Source organism: Streptomyces sp. JL2001, from assembly GCF_050917515.1.
GTDB lineage: Bacteria > Actinomycetota > Actinomycetes > Streptomycetales > Streptomycetaceae > Streptomyces.
On the sequence record NZ_CP169421.1, the window covers coordinates 1,168,270 to 1,185,813 of the forward strand.

General features: G+C 73.0%; 17 protein-coding genes. 5 read left to right on the forward strand and 12 right to left on the reverse strand.

Annotation, left to right across the window (positions count from 1 at the left end; genetic code table 11):
• Window positions 1–5: 5 nt before the first annotated feature.
• From ACE1OA_RS05110 to ACE1OA_RS05120, 3 genes are all read right to left on the reverse strand, one after another.
• Window positions 6–704, reverse strand: coding sequence for an ABC transporter ATP-binding protein (locus ACE1OA_RS05110; RefSeq protein ID WP_356600085.1), 699 nt, complete (start codon window positions 702–704; stop codon window positions 6–8).
• A 35-nt stretch (window positions 705–739) separates the two neighbouring features.
• Window positions 740–2,221: an ABC transporter permease gene (locus tag ACE1OA_RS05115; protein WP_386546319.1), complete on the reverse strand. Its 1,482-nt coding sequence runs from the start codon at window positions 2,219–2,221 to the stop codon at window positions 740–742.
• Between the two features lie 89 nt (window positions 2,222–2,310).
• Window positions 2,311–3,693 (reverse strand): ROK family protein, encoded by a 1,383-nt coding sequence (locus tag ACE1OA_RS05120; protein ID WP_432752354.1) that lies wholly within the window; start codon window positions 3,691–3,693, stop codon window positions 2,311–2,313.
• 69 nt (window positions 3,694–3,762) lie between these two features.
• On the opposite strand from ACE1OA_RS05120, the gene ACE1OA_RS05125 reads away from it, so the two are divergent.
• From ACE1OA_RS05125 to ACE1OA_RS05135, 3 genes are all read left to right on the forward strand, one after another.
• Complete coding sequence (locus ACE1OA_RS05125; RefSeq protein WP_432752355.1) at window positions 3,763–4,332, forward strand: winged helix-turn-helix transcriptional regulator; 570 nt, start codon at window positions 3,763–3,765, stop codon at window positions 4,330–4,332.
• The gene (locus tag ACE1OA_RS05130; protein ID WP_432752356.1) at window positions 4,329–5,261 is read left to right on the forward strand and encodes a ketopantoate reductase family protein; all 933 of its coding nucleotides are present in this window, start codon (window positions 4,329–4,331) and stop codon (window positions 5,259–5,261) included. Before ACE1OA_RS05125 ends, ACE1OA_RS05130 begins: the two co-directional genes overlap by 4 nt.
• Before the next feature lie 281 nt (window positions 5,262–5,542).
• Window positions 5,543–6,754: an FUSC family protein gene (locus ACE1OA_RS05135; RefSeq protein WP_356600094.1), complete on the forward strand. Its 1,212-nt coding sequence runs from the start codon at window positions 5,543–5,545 to the stop codon at window positions 6,752–6,754.
• A 71-nt stretch (window positions 6,755–6,825) separates the two neighbouring features.
• On the opposite strand, the gene ACE1OA_RS05140 is transcribed toward ACE1OA_RS05135, so the two are convergent.
• The 6 genes from ACE1OA_RS05140 to ACE1OA_RS05165 all read right to left on the reverse strand — a co-directional run bounded on the left by ACE1OA_RS05140 (window position 6,826) and on the right by ACE1OA_RS05165 (window position 11,805).
• Window positions 6,826–7,302, reverse strand: coding sequence for an iron chaperone (locus ACE1OA_RS05140; protein ID WP_356600096.1), 477 nt, complete (start codon window positions 7,300–7,302; stop codon window positions 6,826–6,828).
• A 168-nt stretch (window positions 7,303–7,470) separates the two neighbouring features.
• Window positions 7,471–7,923, reverse strand: coding sequence for a pyridoxamine 5'-phosphate oxidase family protein (locus tag ACE1OA_RS05145; RefSeq protein WP_356600098.1), 453 nt, complete (start codon window positions 7,921–7,923; stop codon window positions 7,471–7,473).
• Between the two features lie 194 nt (window positions 7,924–8,117).
• The gene (locus tag ACE1OA_RS05150) at window positions 8,118–8,741 is read right to left on the reverse strand and encodes a glyoxalase (protein ID WP_356600100.1); all 624 of its coding nucleotides are present in this window, start codon (window positions 8,739–8,741) and stop codon (window positions 8,118–8,120) included.
• Window positions 8,738–9,211, reverse strand: coding sequence for a helix-turn-helix transcriptional regulator (locus ACE1OA_RS05155; protein WP_356600102.1), 474 nt, complete (start codon window positions 9,209–9,211; stop codon window positions 8,738–8,740). Before ACE1OA_RS05155 ends, ACE1OA_RS05150 begins: the two co-directional genes overlap by 4 nt.
• 123 nt (window positions 9,212–9,334) lie before the next feature.
• On the reverse strand, window positions 9,335–9,745 hold the full coding sequence (locus tag ACE1OA_RS05160; RefSeq protein WP_356600104.1) for a VOC family protein: 411 nt from the start codon (window positions 9,743–9,745) through the stop codon (window positions 9,335–9,337).
• Between the two features lie 239 nt (window positions 9,746–9,984).
• Window positions 9,985–11,805: an ABC transporter ATP-binding protein gene (locus tag ACE1OA_RS05165; RefSeq protein ID WP_432752357.1), complete on the reverse strand. Its 1,821-nt coding sequence runs from the start codon at window positions 11,803–11,805 to the stop codon at window positions 9,985–9,987.
• A gap of 219 nt (window positions 11,806–12,024) precedes the next feature.
• Here ACE1OA_RS05165 and ACE1OA_RS05170 point away from each other — a divergent pair, with 219 nt between their 5' ends.
• Complete coding sequence (locus ACE1OA_RS05170) at window positions 12,025–13,740, forward strand: RICIN domain-containing protein (RefSeq protein ID WP_432752358.1); 1,716 nt, start codon at window positions 12,025–12,027, stop codon at window positions 13,738–13,740.
• Between the two features lie 95 nt (window positions 13,741–13,835).
• Complete coding sequence (locus tag ACE1OA_RS05175) at window positions 13,836–14,357, forward strand: SMI1/KNR4 family protein (protein WP_356779627.1); 522 nt, start codon at window positions 13,836–13,838, stop codon at window positions 14,355–14,357.
• Between the two features lie 80 nt (window positions 14,358–14,437).
• Here the strand turns inward: ACE1OA_RS05175 and ACE1OA_RS05180 are convergent, their stop codons facing one another.
• From ACE1OA_RS05180 to ACE1OA_RS05190, 3 genes are all read right to left on the reverse strand, one after another.
• A complete protein-coding gene (locus ACE1OA_RS05180; protein ID WP_432752359.1) occupies window positions 14,438–14,974 on the reverse strand; it encodes a VOC family protein in 537 nt (178 codons plus the stop codon).
• Between the two features lie 116 nt (window positions 14,975–15,090).
• Window positions 15,091–16,041, reverse strand: a complete 951-nt coding sequence (locus ACE1OA_RS05185; RefSeq protein ID WP_356600114.1) for a sigma-70 family RNA polymerase sigma factor — start codon at window positions 16,039–16,041, stop codon at window positions 15,091–15,093.
• Window positions 16,042–16,058: 17 nt separating this feature from the next.
• Window positions 16,059–17,261 (reverse strand): NAD(P)/FAD-dependent oxidoreductase, encoded by a 1,203-nt coding sequence (locus ACE1OA_RS05190; RefSeq protein WP_432752360.1) that lies wholly within the window; start codon window positions 17,259–17,261, stop codon window positions 16,059–16,061.
• Between the last annotated feature and the right edge of the window lie 283 nt (window positions 17,262–17,544).

Consider the following 17,544-nt stretch of genomic DNA (forward strand, 5'->3'; position numbering starts at 1 on the left):
CGGTGTCAGACCTCCACGGCGTCGGCCGGGCGGTTCTCCTTGATCGTGATCCGCCCCTTCCTGATGGTCGCGAGGCGCGGCGCGCGACGGGCGATGACGCTGTCGTGGGTGACCATCACGAAGGTCAGTCCGTGCTCCTTCCACAGCCCTTCGAGGAGCTCCACGATCTCGTCGCGCATGGACTCGTCGAGGTTGCCCGTCGGCTCGTCGGCGAGCAGCACCTTCGGGCGCTTCACCAGCGCGCGGGCGATGGCGACACGCTGCTGCTGACCGCCGGACAGCTCGGACGGCAGATGCCCGAGGCGCTCGGCGAGGCCGACCGACTCCAGTGCCTCCGCCGCCCGGCTCCGCCGCTCGGCGGCCTTGAGGCCGAGCGGGACGAGCGCCGTCTCGACGTTCTCCTGGGCGGTGAGCGTGGGGATGAGGTTGAAGCTCTGGAACACGAAGCCGATCTTCTCGCTGCGCACCGTGGTCAGCCTGCTCTCCGGGAGCTTGGCCAGATCGATCCCGTCGAGCAGGACGCTGCCCGCCGTGGGCCGGTCGAGGCCGCCGAGCATCTGCAGCAGGGTGGACTTCCCGCCGCCGGTGGGTCCCTGGATGACCAGACGGTCGCCCTCCCCGATGGTGAGGTCGACGCCGGCGAGCGCGTCGACTCTCTCCTGGCCTCTGCGGTACTGCTTGGTGACGCCGGTGAGTTCGTACATGGTGCAACTCCTGCGGTACGTGAAGGGGTGGGGGGCTACTCGACGCGGCGCAGGGCGTCGGCCGGGCGGAGCCGGGAGGCGCGCCAGGCGCCGAATCCGCCCGCGATCAGGCCGCCGCCGAGGGCGAGCACGACGGCGAGTCCGACGGTCGTGACGCTCACGGGCGCGGTGAGGGCGATGTCGAGGGTGTTGCCTCCGCCGCCCCCGGCGGCCGAGACCATGGGGCCGCCGAAGCCCCGGCCGCCCCCGCCGCCGGGTCCGCCGGTCAGTGCCCGGGAGCCGAGTTCGGCGGTGAGGGTCGGGCTGATCGCGGTGACCAGGTACGCGCCGCCGAGGCCGACGGCGATGCCGAGCGCTCCGCCGATGAGGCCGTTGACGAGGGCCTCGCCCATCACCTGCCGGGTGACCCGGCCGCTCTTCCAGCCGAGCGCCTTGAGCGTGCCGAACTCGCGGACGCGGCGGCTGACGGCGGAGGAGGTGAGCAGCCCGGCGACGAGGACGGCGGCCACGAGGACGGCGTAGGACAGCCACCGGCCCACGTTGGTCGCGAGGTCGGCCGCCGTGTCGAGGGATCCGGAGACCGTCTCGGCGAGATCGGCGGAGGTCGTGACGGTGGTTCCGGCGACGTTCTTCTGGATCGCGGACTTGACGCCGTCGATCCGGGTGGAGTCGGTGGCCTGCACGTAGACCGTGGTGATCTTGTCCTTGGAGTCGGACAGGGTCTGCGCCTGCTTCAGGGGCAGGTAGACCTGGGCGGCCGCCTGGCCGCTGTCGGCCGTGGCGATGCCGATGACCTGGAACGCCACGCCCTTCACGGTGAGGGTCTTGCCGACCGAGAGTCCCTCCTGCTTGGCGTAGGCGCTGTCGACGACCACGACCTTGGCGTCGGTCTCGGTGGTCTTGAAGGTGCGGCCCGTGGTGATCGTGGAGGTGGTGAGGGGACCGAGGTCCGGAGCGGTCACGTCGGTGCCGTAGAGCGAGAAGGAGTCGACGTCGAAGGCGGCGCCGCCGCCGGTGACGGTGTCGCTCCGGCCGGAACCGCCGCCGGAGCCGCCCGGTCCGCCGGGCTGGGCCGGCTGGGCTCCTTCGCCACGCTGGATCTCGCCACGCTTGAACTCGCCGTTGATCTTCAGGTTGGTGAGGCTCAGCCCGCCGACGGCATGGGCGACGCCGTCCTGCTTCGCGACGGTGGCGACGGTGGAGGCGGGGAGGGTCTGGAAGCCCTGGACCATCAGGCGGTCGCTGCTCTGTTCCTCACCGTCGCCCTTGCCCTGGAACTCGAAGCGCGGCCGGTTCGGCTGCTCGCCCGCCTTGGGCTCCTCGCGTGCCTTGGTGACCGTGAGGTCGGTGCCCAGCCCGTACAGGGACTCCAGGACCTGGGTCTGCGCCTGCTTCATGCCGGAGGCCACCGAGTTGACGACGATGACCAGCGCGATTCCGAGCGCGAGCCCGGAGGCGACGACCAGCGCCGCCTTTCTGCGACGGCGCAGTTCGCGCCGGAGGTAGGTGAAGAACATGGGCGCGAAGCTAGGCACCCGGGGTGATGGCCGGATAAGGCAAGGGTGAGAGGCGGATGAGAGTCGGGCCGCGGGCGTCCGGCGGTGCGTCAGGCCGCGTACGACAAGGGGTCCGCGAGGACCTCGCGCAGGACGACGGCCGCCGCCCCGCGAGCCGCGTCCGCGGAGGCCGAGGCGGCGCGCAGTCGGCCCGCGGAGGGGGTCCAGAGGCCGGAGACGACACGGCGGCCGAGTTCGGCCTCGACGGCCGGGCCCAGCCGGGACATCAGGCGCGGGTAGATGCCGCCGAGGACCACCGTCTCCGGATCGAGGAGGTTGACCGCGCCGGACAGCGCGAGGCCGAGCATGGTGCCCGCCTCCTCGACGGCGGCCACCGCGCGTGTCTCGCCGGCGTCGACGCGCCGGGCCAGCTCGTCGACCCCGGCGGGACCGGCGGGCGGGCCCGGGGTACCGACGGGTCCGGCGGCGGCGCCGTCGCCGTCCTGCCGGGCTCCGGCCGACTCGGGACCGTCCGCCGTCGCCGTGCCGCTGGGCTCGGGGACGGCCGCCCACGCCTGCCCGTCGTACGGATCGGAGGCCGGCGCCAGGCCCGCCGCGCGGAGCAGCGCCGCCTGGCCGGCGTACTGCTCCAGGCAGCCGTACGAGCCGCAGCGGCAACGGCGCCCCTGCGGGGAGACCACCATGTGGCCGATCTCGCCGGCGAAGCCGTGTGCGCCGCGCAGGAGTTCGCCGTTCACCACGATCGCGCCGCCCACGCCGATCTCGCCCGTGAGGTGCAGGAAGGTCCGCGCCTCCCCCGCCTCGCCGAACCACAGCTCGGCGAGGGCCGCGGCGTTCGCCTCGTTGTCCGAGGCGACGGCCAGCTCGGGCCGTCCCGGGCGCCGCGCGGTCAGCGCGTCGGCGAACAGCCGGTCGGCGGCCACCCGGTTCCAGCCGAGGTTGGGGGCCTGGTGGACGGTGCCGGCGGAGACGAGTCCGGGCAGGGCGAGCCGTACACCGGCGGCCCGCAGTCCGTGTCCGGCCGCTTCCTCCAGGGCGCGGGCGGCGAGGCCCGCGGCACGCTCCAGGACCTCGGCGGGCCCCGCCGCGCGATTGTCGACGGACTCGGTCAGGCGCACCCGGTCGGTGCCCGTGAGGTCGACGACGCAGACGGACACGTAGTCGACGTTGACCTCGACACCGAGACCGGCGGGGCCGGTGTCCGCGGCCTTCAGGACCGTGCCGGGACGCCCCGCCTGGCCGCTGAAGGTCTTGCCCGACTCGACCAGGAACCCGTTCTCCATGAGCTGTTCGACCAGGGAGGACACGGCCGCCCGGGTCAGCCCGACCCGGGCCGCGACCGCCGCGCGGGTGGTCTCCCCCGCCGCGTGGACGGTCCGCAGCACCAGGCTGAGGTTGTGCCGCCGCACGCTCGCCTTGTCGGCCTTGGGTTCCACCGGCTGGACGCGGCCGGTCCCGGGAGTCTTCGTCATCGTGAGCCGAGCCTAATCGTCCCGCCGAACAGTTCAACCACCGAACTCTTCCTGGCTAGGGTGGAGGCCATGCCCCTTCCGCGCGACTACCGCGGCCAGACCTGTGCCCTCGCCCGCTCGATGGAGATCGTCGGTGAGCGCTGGACCCTGCTCATCGTGCGGGACGCCTTCCACGGGGTGCGCCGCTTCGGGGAGTTCGCCGCCCATCTGCGCCTGCCGCGGGCCGTGCTGACCGACCGGCTCGCCACGCTGGTCGAGGCGCGGGTCCTGGAGCGGCTCCCGGACACCGGACGGCGCGAGGTCTACGGGCTCACGCCGAAGGGCGTCGCGCTCTGGCCCGCCGTCCGCGCCCTCACCGACTGGGGCGACGAGTTCTACGGCGCGGGCGCCGGCCCGCGCCGGGTCTTCCGGCACAGCCTCGACGACGCACCGCTCACCGCCGACGGACGCTGCACCGGCTGCGGCGCGGCGGTCGGGGCGGCCGACACCCTCGTCACCCCGGGCCCCGGCCTCGCTCCCGCGGCCGAGGACGACGACCCCGTCACGGCGGCACTCGCCCGCCCGCACCGTCTGCTCCGGCCCCTGCTCGAACCGCGTCCCCGTACCCGTCCCCGTACAGAGAGAGGTCCCCACTCATGAAGATCCTGATCGTCGGCGCCGGAGCCACCGGAGGGTACTTCGGCGCCCTGCTCGCCCGCGCCGGGCAGGACGTCACCTTCCTGGTCCGGCCGGGCCGGGCCGCGGCCCTCCGCGAGCGCGGCCTGCGCGTGGTGGGGCGCGACGAGGAATGGACCCTCGAACCGCGGCTGGTCACGGCCGGCGCCCTGACCACGCCGTACGACCTGGTCCTGCTGTCCGTGAAGTCCACGGCCCTGGCGCAGGCCGTCGAGGACGTCGCCCCGGCCGTCGGTCCGGACACCGCGATCGTCCCGCTGCTCAACGGCCTGGCCCACGTCGAGGCCCTCAACGCCCGGTTCGGCGCCCCGGCCGTGCTCGGCGGTGTCGCCAAGGTGGTGACGACCCTCGACGACACGGGCGACATCCAGCGCCTCGCGCCGCTCGCCCATCTGACGATCGGCGAGCAGGACGGCTCGCGCTCGCCCCGGGTGGAGAAGATCGCGGCGGTCCTCGGCGAGGCGGGCATCGACGTCCTGGTGCCCGCGGACGTGCTCACCGCGATGTGGCACAAGTGGGTCTTCATCACCACCTTCGGCGCGGTCACCGGCCTGATGCGCGGCACGGTCGGCGAGGTCAACGCCGCTCCGGGCGGGCCGGACCTCGGCCCGGCGGTGCTCGCCGAGGCCGCCGCGGTGTCGGCCGCCGCGGGGCATCCCGTCCCGGAGGCGGAGCGGAAGGCGACGCTGGCCGTCGTCAACGCCCCGGGCTCCTCCATGGTCCCCTCGCTCTACCGCGATCTGACGGCCGGTCGCCCCACCGAGGTGGAACATCTCTTCGGCGACCTGGTCGACCGGGCCCGCGCCCTGTCGGTGCCCACGCCGCTGCTCGACCTGGCGACCCTGCACCTCCGGGTCCACCAGGCACGGGCGCTCGCGGCCGACGGCCGCTGACGTCGGGCCGTACGGCCTCCGGCCGGAGCGGGCATCCGCGCCCGGCCGGCGGTGGCGGCGCTGAGGTCCGGGCCGGCGGTCCGTGACCGCGCCGGCGGCCGGTGACCGTGCCGTGCGAGGGAGCCGGTCCGGGCGTCCGGGTCCTCCGCACGGAGCGCCTGGTTCGGCGGCGGCAGAGCGGGAAAGGATGCGTCGTTCCGGACCCGTGACCGAAGGAGGCGCATGCCGCACCCCTCAGCCTCGTGCCCCGCGCCACCGGGGCGGCCGCGCCGGGAGCCGGCGTGGGTTCGGTAGCCGAGGCGCTGCGGGAGGCGCCGGCCGCTCTGCAGCGCTGGCGGCGCGACCCCGTGGTCGTCCAGACGCTGCGGTCCACGGCCGCGGCCACGATCTCCTACGTCGTCGCCCTCTGGCTCAGCAGCGAACCCGCGCCCCTGACCGCCCCGCTCACGGCCCTCCTTGTCGTCCAGGTGACCCTGTACGCGACGCTCACCACGAGCCTCCGCCGGGTGAACGCCGTCGTGGTCGGCGTCGTCATCGCGATCGCGTTCAGTGTCCTCGTCGGCCTGACGTGGTGGAGCCTGGCCCTGGTCATCCTCGCCTCCCTCGTCGTCGGACGCTTCGTCCGGGTCGAGGAGTTCGTGCCCGAGGTCGCGATCAGCGCGATGCTCGTCCTCGGCGTCACCCAGGTCGCCAGCACGGCCTGGGACCGGGTCCTGGAGACACTGATCGGCGCGGTCGTCGGCCTGCTCTTCAACGTCGTGCTCGTGCCGCCCGTCTGGGTGGACACGGCCGGCGAGTCGATCGGGGACCTGGCCCGCCGGATGCGGCTGCTGCTGCTCGACGTCGGCGAACAGCTCACCGCGCCCGCGCCGGTCGAGCGGGTCGAGGCGCGGCTCCACGAGGCACGGCGGCTGGACAACGACATCGCCGACGTCGACGCGGCGCTGCGCCAGGCGGAGGACAGCCTCCGGCTCAACCCCCGCGTGAAGGAGGGTTTCCTCCATCGCATCGTGCTGCGCACGGGGCTCGACACCCTGGAGATCTGCGCGGTGGTGGTGCGGGTGCTCACCCGCACGCTGACCGACCTGGCCAAGCGACGTCAGGGCGAGGTGCTCTTCCCCCGCGAGACGGGCCTCGTACTGGAGGAGACGGTCCAGCACCTGGCGGACACCCTCGTGAGCTTCGCCGTGCTCGTGACCTCGCCGTCCACCGGAGGGTCCGCGGCGGCCGAGGCGCGGCTCGGCGCGGAGCTCGAGGCCGCCGCCACCGCCCGGCACCGCGCGGCGGGCCTGCTCTGGGAGCAGGCCCAGGACGATCCCGAACTGTGGCATCTGTACGGGGCGATGCTGGCCGAGATCGACCGGGTCCTCGACGAGCTCGACCCGGACCATCGCGGGCGCCGGCTGATGGAGGAACTGGACCGCCACGCCCGCGAGCAGCGGGCGCGCCGCCACCGCATCCGCTCCTTCGCCCGGCCCGGCGGCGGGTCGTAAGACACCCCCTCAAAGCGCGGGCGGGCCGCCCCGCACCGGGAGGAGCGGGCGGCCCGCCGGAGCGGCCCGCCTCAGGACACCGCCCGCTTGATCAGGTCGGCGATCCGTGCCTCGTCGGCACCGGTCAGGTCCGTCAGGGCGTAGCTGGTCGCCCAGAAGGCGCCGTCGTCGAGCGCGGCCAGGTCGCTGAAGCCCAGGGTGGCGTAGCGCGACTTGAACTTCTGCGCGCTCTGGAAGAAGAACACGACCTTGCCGTCCCTGGCGTAGGCCGGCATCCCGTACCAGAGCTTCGGCGTGAGCTCCGGTGCGGCCTCCTTGGCGATGGCGTGGATCCGTTCGGCGAGGACGCGGTCCGCCTCCGGCATCTCCGCGATCTTCGCCAGCACCTCGCTCTCGGTGTCCGCCTTGGCCCCGCGCGAGCCGCGGCGCGCGCCCTTCTTCAGCTCCTGCGCGCGCTCCTTCATCGCGCCGCGCTCGTCGTCCGTGAAGCCGTCGTACTTCTCGCCGGCGGTGCCGTTGCCCTCGGCGGACGTCGTGGTGCTGCTCATGACGGGTTCCTCTCGTGCGTGGCTTGCTCGGGATGGGTCGGGACCTCGGAGTCCGAAGCTTCGGATTGCAGGGCTTCGGGCTTCAGGGCTTCGGAGTTCGGGACCGGGGACGCGGCGCGGCGGCGGCCGCTGGAGAACCGATCGACTGCGGGGCGGCCTCCGCGGCGGTCAGCCGAGCCAGCGGCCGTCGCGCATGAGGTCCCGGCCGCGGAGCTCGTTCGCCTCCCGCCAGGCCTGGACACGCCGCGGCCGGATCAGGAAGTACTGGTACGGCTCGTCCAGCTCGCGCGGGTCGAAACCGGTCCTGGCGGCGAAGGCGTCACCCGTCCCGGCGGCGAGGTCGGCGAGTTCGACCGGCTCTGCGGTGCCGTCCACGACGACGACGTCGCGCGTCGGCCCGAGACCGAGCCGCACGTGGCCGTCGGCCAGCAGGTTCCGGCCGGTGACCGAGGCGCGCGGGGTCGAGACGAGGAAGGCGTCCCCGTCCCACAGGTACGAGAGCGGGATCAGGTGGACTCCCGGGGAGCCCGGCGTCGCGACCCAGACGTCGACGTCGCTCTCCAGCCTCGCGCGGGTGTCCCGCAGCCGCTCCTCGAGCCCTCGCGGCGGCGCGCCTGTCATGGTTTCCTCCGTCGTTCGTGGTGGAGAACCCCGCCGTGCGGCAGGGCTCGTCGGCCAGGTGGCCGGTCGGGTGCCGCCTCGGCGGCCGGTGCGGCCCGCGGCCTCCGGCGTTGCCGGTCGGGCCCGGTCCGTACGGCCGGACCGGCGGGTCGGGCCGGATCAGCCGTGCGGGCCAGTCGGGTCGTGTGGGTGGGTCAGGCCGTGCGGGCCGGCTCCACGGCCTCCCAGGCGAACCCGTCCGGGTCGGAGAAGGCCCCGGCGGCGCTGGAGAGCGCGATCCGGTGCGAGCCGGTGCCCTCCTCGGGGACGCCGACGTCCTTGGCGAGCGCCCGCCGCCCGTACAGCGCGAGCTTCACGGGCGACGAGGGGGCGGCGAACTCGACGTACTTGCGGCCGAAGCTCTTGGCCACCACAAGGCCCTGCTCGACGTAGAAGCGCTTGCTCTCGGCCACGTCCGTGGCGCCCAGCAGGAGGACGAACTCGTCGATGCGCGGCTCGACCGGGGCGGTGTTCTTCCGCGCCGACGTGGCGATCTTGCAGATCGTGCCGTCGGGGGCGCGGACGACGCCGCCGTAGCCCCAGAAGGACTTCGTGGCGGGCTTCAGCACCGTGGCGCCCGCGTCGACGGCCGCCGCGACGAAGTGGTCGACGACGGCGGGCTGCGCCACCGTGAGGGCCAGGGCGAACCCGCGGAAGCCGGTGGTCTCCGCGTCCGAGGCCCGCAGGCGGACGTGGGCGTCCAGGCCGAAGGCGGTGTAGAAGCGGGCGGCGGCCGTGGTGTCGGCCACCTCGAGGGTGAGGGTTTCGATGGAGGTCATGTCGTAGACGCTAGTTTCTGCTCGGTGTCGGATGCTTCTCGATTCCTGATCGGTCGGCCTGCCTGCGCCGGAAGGCGCACCGCCGGTACCGTCGCGTCGGCCGCCGCGTGGTGCCGGTAGGCGTCCGGTGCCACGCCGACCAGCTCGGTGAAACGGCTGCGGAAGACGCCGGGCGACGGGCAGCCCACCGCGGCGGACACCTCGGTCTCGCCGAGACCGCCGCGCCGCAACAGCGCGGTGGCGTGCGCGACACGGCGTGCCGTCAGGTAGCCGTACGGCGATCTGCCGTAGGCGAGCCGGAACTCACGGCTGAGGTGGCCGGGCGGCATGCCCGCGCCGCGGGCCAGCTCCTCCACGTCCAGCGGGCGCGCGTACTCCCGGTCGATCCGGTCGCGGACGCGGCGCAGGTGCGCGAGGTCGAGCAGCCGCTGCGCGGCCAGCCGTGCGCGTTTCCATCCGGGATGACACATGCGGGAACCCCTTCTTCGACGTGCGCGGGTGACGGGTGCGGGCCGGAGGGGGTGCCCGGCGGCCGGTGTCGTGCGGGGCACGACGGCCCGGCCACCGGGGACACGCGGCCCCGACCGGGTGGGTCAGCGGAGCTCTTGGATGCGGACCAGGTTGCCCGCGGGGTCGCGGAAGGCGCAGTCGCGCACGCCGTACGGCTGCTCAGTCGGCTCCTGGACGACCTCGACGTCTCCGGCCTGCACCTTCTCGAAGGTGCCGTCGAGGTCCCGGGTGGCGAGGAGGATCCAGCCGTAGGTGCCCTTGGCCATCATCTCGGCGATGGTGCGGCGTTCGTCCTCGGTGATGCCCGGGTCGGCGGCCGGCGGCGCGAGGAGGATCGAGGTGCCGGGCTGGTCGACGGGGCCGACGGTGATCCAGCGCATCTTGCCCTGGCCGACGTCGTTGCGGACCTCGAAGCCGAGGACGTCGCGGTAGAAGGCGACGGAGGCGTCCGGGTCGTCGTGCGGAAGGGCGGTGGTGTGAATGGTGATGTCCATGACCGTCACGTTAGAGGCGCCGGGTGCCGGACGCTTCTCGATTCCTGATCGGTGCTCCGGGCGTCCCCCGTACGGACCCGGCGGGTGTCCGAGCCGGACCCGGCGGGTGTCATGGGTCCGACCCGCCGGCGGTCGCACGTCCCGATCCGGCGGCGGTCGCACGTCCCGATCCGGCGGGCGTCCGGAGTCCTGGCCGGGGCGCGGGAGCGCGACGCCCGTCAGGCGTCGCGCTCCCCGGCTCAGTGGAGGTCGGCCCGGGCGGTGGTGCCGTCGAGGAAGCCGCCCGACTGGTGCTGCCACAGCTTCGCGTAGGCGCCCTCGGCCTCGAGGAGCTCCTGGTGGGTGCCCTGTTCGATGATCCGTCCGCGGTCGAGGACGATGAGCCGGTCCATGGTGGCGACGGTGCTCAGCCGGTGTGCCACCACCAGCGCCGTCCGCCCCTCCATGAGGCGCCACAGCGCGTCCTGCACCAGGATCTCGCTCTCGGAGTCGAGTGCGCTGGTCGCCTCGTCCAGCAGGAGGATCGGGGCGTCGCGCAGGATGGCGCGGGCGAGGGCGACCCGCTGGCGCTGTCCCCCGGACAGCTTGACGCCCCGTTCGCCCACCATCGTGTCGTAGCCGTCGGGGAGCGCCTCGACGAACTCCGAGACGTGCGCGGCCTCGGCGGCCCGCCGGATCTCCGCGTCGGTGGCGCCGGGCCGGGCGAACGCGATGTTGTCGCGCAGCGTGCGGTGGAACATGGCCGGGTCCTGGGGCACGTAGGCGATGAGACTGCGCAGGTCGGCCTGGCGCAGCCGGCTGATGTCCTGCCCGCCGACGAGGATCCGGCCGGCGTCGATGTCGGTCATCCGCAGCAACAGCCGGGTGAGCGTGGTCTTCCCCCCGCCGGACCGGCCGACGAGACCGATCTTCGTCCCGCTGGACACGGCCAGGTCGAGGCCCTCGAAGAGCGGCTTCCCACCCCCGTGGGCGAAGGTCACCTGCTCGAACCGCACGTCGACGGCCCGGCCCACCAGCGGCTCGGGCGACTCCGGGTCGCGCACCGTGGGCGGGTCCAGCAGGAGTTCGGTGAACTGCGCGGCCTCCGTCATCGAGCTCTCCAGACGGCGGTAGATCTGGTTGAACTCGAACATGATCCGGGTCGCGTTCGCGTAGTAGGTGAAGGCGACGACGACCGCCTCCACACCCCGCTCCCCCGCACCGAGCGACAGGGCGAGCACCAGCCCCAGCACGTTGGTCAGTACGGACATCGGCGCGACCAGCGTGTCGATGCGCAGGTTGCCGTAGTCCCACGAGCGCAGCGTGAGGCGCCGGGACTCCGCGACGCGGGACCGGTGCTCCGCGGCCTCGCGGTCCTCGGCGGCGAACGACCGGACCGTGTCCATGTTCATCAGGCTGTCGGCGACGTGCCCGGACACCCGGGCGATCGCCTGCTCGCGCCGGGCGACGAGCGCCTGCCGGCGGCGGATGAGGGGGGCCACGCCCAGCCCCGTGACGGCGATCAGCGCCAACAGCCCGAGCACGAGCAGGGGGTCGTACTGCCACAGCACCACCGAGGCGAACAGCAGCGGGACGACGCTGCCGATGACCGAGAACGTCAGGGTGTCGACGCAGTCCTCGAAGCGGGAGGCGAAGCTCAGGACGCGCTTGGTCAGGGATCCGGCGAAGTTGTCGTGGAAGAACGACGCGTCCTTGGCGAACAGTTCGTCCATGCCGATCACGTACAGATGCTCGATGCCCCGGGCGTCGAGGCGGTTCAGGCAGTGCAGTCCGACGCGCCACAGGGCCTCCGCGAGCAGCAGGACGCCCGCGAAGCCGAGGATGTACGGCAGCGTCGGACCGATGCCGGCGGCTCCGCCGTGGTCGCCGGCGATCCGTCCGACGAGCTTGGCGACGACCAGTGGCGCGAGGTAGTGGATGCCGATGTTGCCGAGGGCGGGCAGCAGCATCGCCGGCACGGTCAGCCACCGGAGCCGGGCCAGTTCCCGCCCGTAGAAACGTAGTGCGAGGAGTACGGAACCTTTGCTGGGTAATCCTTCACCTGATGCGGACAATCCCATCCCAACCCTATGCAGTGGTGACAGTCGGTGAGGAAACGGAGTCTCCCGCAGGGACGTCGGCCGCGTCCAAGCCTTTTCCGGGAGTGGCTGATTCACCTCCCCCGGGGGTGGCCGACGGGTCACCGACGAGGGGTCGGCCACCCCGCCCGACCCCTCTGACCTGTGAAGACCCCGTGAATGAGACGATCATGACGGGACGGCAGGGGTTACGCTCACCAAATGAAACTCATGTTCGGACGAGGAAAACGTCTCGCCCAGTTGTCACTCGGTGCGGCCGTAGCCGCCTCCGTGCTGCTCCCCGTCCAGCCCGCCCAGGCCGCCTCCGGCCTGGACCCGTTCACCGCGAACTTCACGCTCACCCGCGTGGACGGCGACAAGACCGGCCTCGTCGACTCCGCCGAGGCCGCCGGCGTCGCCAAGGCGTCCGTCACCGACGTCCTGGGCACCCGCACGGGCCGCCCGGGCCTCTGCCACGCGACCGGGCTGAACGGCGCCCTCAAGCCCGGCGGGTTCTGCTGGGACGACGAGGACGACCGGTCCAACTACGCCGACGCCGCCGGCGGCTGGATGCCGCAGGGCTTCGCCGGTTCGCACGCCGCCACCGCCGACGGGCTGTACTCGGGCCGCTCCCTGACGGTCACCTCCTGGTACCACGGCACGTACGTCTCGGACCGCACGCCGACGACCGTCGAGGACTACGCCCGGGTCTCGATCGCCGAGTCGGCCGGTGGCCAGGTCACGTACGGCCACATCGCGCTGGTGGAGCCGGTCAGCGGCAACTTCCAGCCGCTCCGGTGGAACTCGCACTCGGACGGGGTCGCCTGGTACGGCAACCGGCTGTTCGTGGCCAACGGCGCGGAGCTCCAGGTCTTCGACCTCACGCGCATGTGGCGGATGAACGACACCACGAGCGCCCTCACCCGCCTGGCCGCCGGCAAGACGTCGGCCCGGTTCCACCTCTGGGCGATGCCGCTCGTCGCCCGCTACAGCACGATCTCCACCGCCGCGGTCGACAACCCCGCCACCGCCTTCGTCAACAACAGCCCTCGCGCCTGCGGCCCGTCCGTCAACAGCGAACTGTGCCTGAGCAGCCTGAGCATCGACCGGTCCGGCGCGACGCCGGCCCTGGTCTCGGTGGAGAACCGGAACGGCGCGGGGGCCCGCATCGTCCGCTGGCCGCTGTCGGCCCTCGGTACCGGCACCCCCACGACGGTGGCCTCGGAGACCACGGGCTACAGCTCTCCCGTGTGGGGCATCCAGGGCACCGCCACGGACGGCACCACCTACTACATGAGCGGCACCTGCCCGACGTACTGGCCGGGCGGCACCGAGCCCTACTCCTGCATCCACGCGGCCAAGCCCGGCGAGGCCCCGCACGTCCTCACCCAGGCGCCGCAGCTGACCCAGGGCCTCTCCTGGGACCCCCACGCCAAGCGGCTCTGGGGCGCCAACGAGGCACTGGTCGACTCCACCGGACCGCGCCGGGTCGTCTTCAACGTCGAGCCCGACGCCGGCAAGCCCGTCGACGGCTGGAGCTGGCTCACCAACTTCCACCGTGCGGGCTCCGTCTGCGCGACGCCCCAGGGCGACGGCACCGCCAACGGCACCCCGATCACGGTGTGGCCCTGCACGGGTTCGGACAGCCAGCGGTGGAAGTACGAGAACGGCCTGATCGTCCACCGGGCGAGCGGCAAGTGCATCACCCCGGAGGCGAACGGCGCCAACACCAACGGCGCGCTGCTGACCCTGTGGACGTGCAACCCGTCGAGCGACGTCCAGCGCTTCTCCCCGTCGGCCGACGGCAGCGCCGTCAACGCCTACGGCAAGGCCATCACGCCGAAGGGCAACTCCCTGGGCAACGGCGTCTGGCTGACCCTGTGGACCCAGGGCAGCCCCACCCCCGACGTCCAGGACTGGGTGATCAAGGGCTTCTAGACCGAGAAGACCGCCCGGACAGGACCTGCCCATGGCCCGGTGACGCGGTCGGACTCCCGCACAGCCATCCGCCCGACGCGCCGAAGGACCTCCTGGTGACAACGCTTCGAGAGATCACAGCCCTGCTGGGCGAACCCCGGTTCAACTGGACGGATCCGGCTCCGTGGCTCGAGTTGGAGCAGGAACTCGGTATCGGGTTCCCCGCCGACTTCCGCGAGATCGTGGACGCCTACGGTTCGATCGAGATCAACCGGCAGCTGTACCTGAAGCACCCCGCCGGCCATCTCCTGCACGGCCTGGGCAGGTTCATCAAGGACGATCTCGACCTCTGGCGCGAGGAGGACATGGCGGAGTTCCTGCCGAGCCCCGTGGGCGCGAACCCCGGGGAACTGATGCCGGTGGCCACCGCCACGACGGGCGAGGCGGTCTTCCTGCGCGTCCCCGACGACCCGGCGTCGCCCTGGCGCGTCGTGGTCCAGGAGTTCGACAGTCCGGCCTGGACCCTCTACGAGATGACCTTCGGCGAGTGGCTGCTGGCCTATCTCCGGGGCAGGGACGTGACGTTGTGCTCCCGCGACCGGGCGCCTGACGGCCCGTTCTACACGTTCCTGCCCTGAGGGCCGTCCCGGTGACGGGGGGCCGCCACCGTACGAGGACGGCGACGGCCCCTACCGGAGCTCCCCTGCGCGGCACCCGGTCAGCCGGTCGTCCTGACCGGGGCACTGCCGCGGCCCCGGTCCCGGCCGCTGAGCTCGGCGTCGAGCGTCTCCTGGGCCACGCGCATGGCGTCGGCGTACACGGGCTCACCCAGCCGCTTCCACATCTCCTCCTCGGAGACGTCCTCCACGCGGCCGACCACCCACCAGATGTTGCCGAAGGGGTCCTTGACCCGGCCGCCGCGCTGTCCGAAGGCATCGTCGACGACGGGGGTGACGACCCGGCCTCCGGCGGCCACGGCCCGGGAGACGGCGTGGTCGGGGTCGGGAACGAACACGCGCAGCAGACTCGGCATGGCGGGCCAGTCGGCGTGCCGGTCGAAGGCGAGCACGACGGTGTCGCCGATCCGGATCTCCCCATGGCCGATCGCACCGTCCTCGGTCCGCACCCGCGCCAGCTCCGCACCGCCGAACACCCGGGTGACGAAGTCGAGGAAGGCCCCCGTGTCGTCGGTGACGACCCAGGGCGCGACAGTGGTGTATCCGACGGGCGCCGCGCTGTCGGTCTGCTCGGGCATCGTGATCCTTCCGTCGATGTCGGTTGACGGCAGCGACGGTAGGCGAGGAGTAGGTCGGATTCCGTCCTAGAAAAAGCGGTGTCGGGTCACCACCGGGGGATGAGCGGCGTGTCGGGTCACCACCGGGCGATGAGCGGCGTGTCCGGTTCGTGCTCACGCCAGGCTTCGGCGAGGCGGACGAGGCGGTGGGGGGCGGCGATGCCGCGCACGGTTGTGATCCTCCCGTCGGTGAGGTCGAACGTCACGGCGCCGACGACCCGGTCGCCGGGCACGAAGAGGATGGCGGGGGCGCCGTTGACGAGCGCGTAGTGGACGGCAGGCGTGCCGCCGGCGAGTCGCCGTTTCGCGGGGGTGGGCTTGAAGCCGGCCCGCGCGATGGCGGCGATGCGCTGCGGGGTGTCGTACCGCAGCAGCTTCCGGCTCAGTCCGGCGCCGTCGGAGATCGCGGTGGCGTCGTCGGTGAGCAGCGCGACCAGCCGTTCGACGCGGCCCGAGGTGGCCGCGGCGAGGAATTCCTCGACGATCCTGCGGGCGGACGCCGGGTCGACCTCGCCGCCGCGGCGCGCGGCGGTGATGCGGTGCCGGGCCCGGTGGAGGTGCTGCTGGCTGGCGGACTCGGTGATGTCGAGGATCTCGGCGACCTCGGCGTGGCTGTAGGAGAACGCTTCGCGCAGGACGTAGACGGCCCGCTCGTGGGGTGACAGGCGCTCCATGAGGGTCAGCACGGCCAGGGACACCGATTCGCGCTGCTCGAAGGTGTCGGCCGGGCCGAGCATCGGGTCGCCGTCGAGGAGCGGTTCGGGCAGCCAGGCGCCGACCGTGCGTTCGCGGCGGGCGTGTGCCGAGCGGAGCCGGTCGAGGCACAGGTTCGTGACGACCTTGGTCAGCCATGCTTCCGGCACCCTGATCCGCTGCCGGTCGGCGGCCTGCCAGTGCAGGAACGCGTCCTGCACGATGTCCTCGGCGTCGGCGGCCGACCCCAGCAGCCGGTACGCCAGCGAGGCCAGCCGGTTGCGACCGGCCTCGAACCGGCCGGCGTCGAAGCGATCAACGGCGGTGCTGTCCACGCGGACCACCTTAGGTGCTACGCGATCGCCTTCTCGGCGGAAGCTTCCGGCGAGAAGGCGGCCAGGTGGCGCTTGCGCCTGGGCAGGCCGAAGGTCGGGTGCGAGGTGGTCCACAGCGACATGCCGAGGATGCCCGCCTTGATCCGCGCGGCCTTCCGGCCGCCCAGGTACTTCGGCTTCGCCCGCCCCTCGTCGTCGACCATCTGCAGGATCCCGTCCCGCCGGCCGAGGCTGATGTGGTTTCCGTGGTACTCCAGCCTGGCGTTCGGGATCTCACGGCCGGTCAGCCGTCCCACGATCGCGGCCGTGGCCTGGAGGCCGGTGTAACCGGCCGAAGCGCAGGACATCGGCAGCGGCCGGCCGTTGTCGCCGATCGCGTGGACGCTGTCACCGACGGCGTAGACGTTCGGGTGCGAGAGCGACCGCATGGTGCGATCGACGACGATCCGGCCTTCCTCGGTGACCTCCAGCCCAGCGACGGCGGCGAGGGGGCTGACCGCGAACCCGGCCGTCCACACGGTCGCGTCGGACGCCAGGACGGTGCCGTCGGCACACAGCACCCGTGTCGCTTCGACGGCTTCGACGGCGGTGTGCTCCAGGACGGTGACGCCCAGCCGGTCGCAGGCCCGGCGCAGATGGCCGCGGGCCCCGGCGGAGAGCGGGGCGCCCAGCTCGCCCCGGGCGACCAGTGTCACCGACAGGCCCGGCCGGGACTCGGCGATCTCGGTGGCGGTCTCGATGCCGGTCAAACCGTCGCCGACGACCAGCACTTCCCCGCCTTCGTCCCGCCTGCTCAGGCCGTCCAGGCGTTCGCGCAGGCGCACCGCCGCCGGACGACCGGCGACGTGGAAGGCGTGCTCGGCGACGCCGGGGACGCCGTGGTCGGCGACGTGGCTGCCGAGCGCGTAGAGAAGCGTGTCGTAGCCGAGCTCGCCGCCGCCTTGGGCGTCGGCCACGGCGACGGCCCGGCGCTCGGGGTCGACGGCGGTGACACGGGCCAGGCGGAGCCGGATCCCGGTGCCGGCGAAGACGTCGGCGAGCTGTGGAGCCTCGATCTCCTGGCCGGCCGCGAGCTGGTGCAGCCGCAGCCGCTGGACGAAGTCCGGCTCGGCGTTGACCACGGTGATCTCGGTGTCCGCCGGGGACAGCCGGCGGGCCAGGGTCCCGGCCACGTAGGCCCCGGCATAGCCGGCGCCGAGGACGACGATGCGGTGCTTCATGTGATGCTCCTGTCGGTTCGCTTGCTCCCGGTGACTTGAGCGGAGCAGCGCCTCGATTTCTGACAGGAACCGCGTGTGACGTGGATCACATGACGCAGGAGCGCCGTCCGACGACGCTCGTGACGCGGAGGCGGCAGGGACGGCGGCGCGGACGCAGGCCGAGCCGGCCAGGTGATCCGATGCCGATCACCGCCGTCCGGCCGCTCCCCCGAGGCGGAAGGGCGGCTCGACCGCGGGGAGGACCCGGCCGGCGCCTGCAGGTACGAGGACGAGTCCGGCGACG